At 42.4% G+C, this 1,660-nt stretch carries 3 protein-coding genes; all 3 read left to right on the forward strand.

All coding sequences use genetic code 11. The annotated features are described in order from the left end of the window. Positions 1–105: 105 nt before the first annotated feature. Complete coding sequence (locus IBX42_RS12435) at positions 106–417, forward strand: hypothetical protein (protein WP_294933248.1); 312 nt, start codon at positions 106–108, stop codon at positions 415–417. Continuing rightward, entirely contained in the window at positions 418–723 is a 306-nt protein-coding gene (locus IBX42_RS12440) for a DUF167 family protein (RefSeq protein WP_137012380.1), read from the forward strand. Positions 724–780: 57 nt separating this feature from the next. Next, a partial coding sequence (locus IBX42_RS12445; RefSeq protein ID WP_294933249.1) for a M18 family aminopeptidase occupies positions 781–1,660 on the forward strand: 880 nt, incomplete at its 3' end.

Raw genomic sequence — 1,660 nt, forward strand, 5'->3', positions numbered from 1 at the left:
AATTAATGCATATCTAAAAATGAGACTAGTGAGAAGTTAGTTCTTTCACAGTCTCAGGAGCATGGGAGCAAAAAAAATCTTTATATGTTAAGAGAGAAAAGATAAATGAGACAAAAACTAAAAGAAAAAGCACAAGCAATAGCAAAAAACCCAAATACTAAAAAAGCGCTTGAGTCAATGAAGCCTGAGAAAAACTTATGGGGTATCGGCGGGGTTATTCTCTTTTTTTTAGTTCCTGAGTTTATCGCCTACATCTGGGGAGCGGATATTACAGAGTTTGCGAAAAATCAGCTCTTGGAGCCTCAGAACTTTTTTTCTACGCAGTATTACGAACTTTTAGTGATGCTTTTTGAAGATGGCATGAGCTTCTTAAATCTTGCCATTGGCATAGCACTTCTGCTCTGGCTGTTTTTTTAGATGAGAGCGCAAGACCTTGAACACGGTTTTTACGAGTGGGACGGCGACGTTTTGGTGCTAAATATACTCGGCACGCCTATGGCAAAAAAAGATGTCATACTTAAACCAAAGGGCAATCAGCTAAAGGTGAGCGTAAAAGCACAACCCCAAAACGGACGGGCAACGGACTATATGGTCTCGTTTCTGGCAAAAGAGTTTGGCGTAAGCTCATCCGATATAGAGGTGGTTTACGGGCGTGAGAGCATCCACAAACAGCTTCGCATAAAAGCGCCCAAAAAACTCTCAGGCGGTATAGAGTTTGAGTAGAATTGAAGATATTTTTGTATAATCAGAAAAAAATTATAGATTTAACTAGGAATTGCAATGATGACAAAAGATGATTTTAACGAGGGTTTACTTGGCTTTTTAGACGCTTCGCCGACACCGTTCCACGCAACGCAGAATATGGCCGGAATGTTTGAGAACGCCGGCTTTGTAAAGCTTAGTGAAGTAGAGAAGTGGTCTCTGAAAAAAGGCGAGAGATATTACGTCACCCGCAACGACTCATCTATCATAGCTTTTACATATCCGGGCTCTAAAGAGTACGTTATGGTCGGTGCTCACACGGATTCGCCAAACCTAAAGCTAAAACCAAAACCTGTTATAAAAGAGCATGGAGTCGTAAAGTTTGGAGTTGAGCCTTACGGCGGAGTTCTGCTGAACACTTGGTTTGACAGAGATCTCTCTTTGGCGGGGAGAGTGAGCTATCTCGATGCAAAAAATATCATAAAAGACGCACTCATAGATGCCCAAAAACCGATAGCGATCATCCCCTCTCTTGCTATTCATCTCGATCGTGAGGTAAATGAGAAAAAAAGCGTAAATGCCCAAACTGACATAACGCCCATATTGTCTACGTCTGAAGAGTTCAGTTTTGAGCTCTTTTTAAAAGAGCAGTTAAAGTCAAGCGGCGTAGATGACGCAGTGGAGCTTTATGCGAACGAGCTTAGTTTTTATGATACACAAAAAGCCTCGTTTGTGGGTTTAAATAGTGAGTTTATTGCAAGTGCAAGGATAGACAATCTGCTTAGCTGTTACGTCGGGATGCTCTCCATCTGCAGCATCGGCGAAGATAAACCGATGCTCTTTATTGCAAGCGATCATGAAGAGGTTGGGAGCGAGAGCACGTCAGGGGCAGGGGGCTCGTTCTTGGAGAGCACGCTCAAGCGTATGTTTGGAGATTTTGAAGAGTATACGCAGATGA

The organism is Sulfurimonas sp., from assembly GCF_014859695.1.
Lineage (GTDB): Bacteria > Campylobacterota > Campylobacteria > Campylobacterales > Sulfurimonadaceae > Sulfurimonas.

Coding starts and splice junctions, on each gene's coding strand:
- IBX42_RS12440 (WP_137012380.1), top strand. CDS start 418: ATGAGAGCGCAAGACCTTGAACACGGTTTTTACGAGTGGGACGGCGAC.
- IBX42_RS12435 (WP_294933248.1), top strand. CDS start 106: ATGAGACAAAAACTAAAAGAAAAAGCACAAGCAATAGCAAAAAACCCA.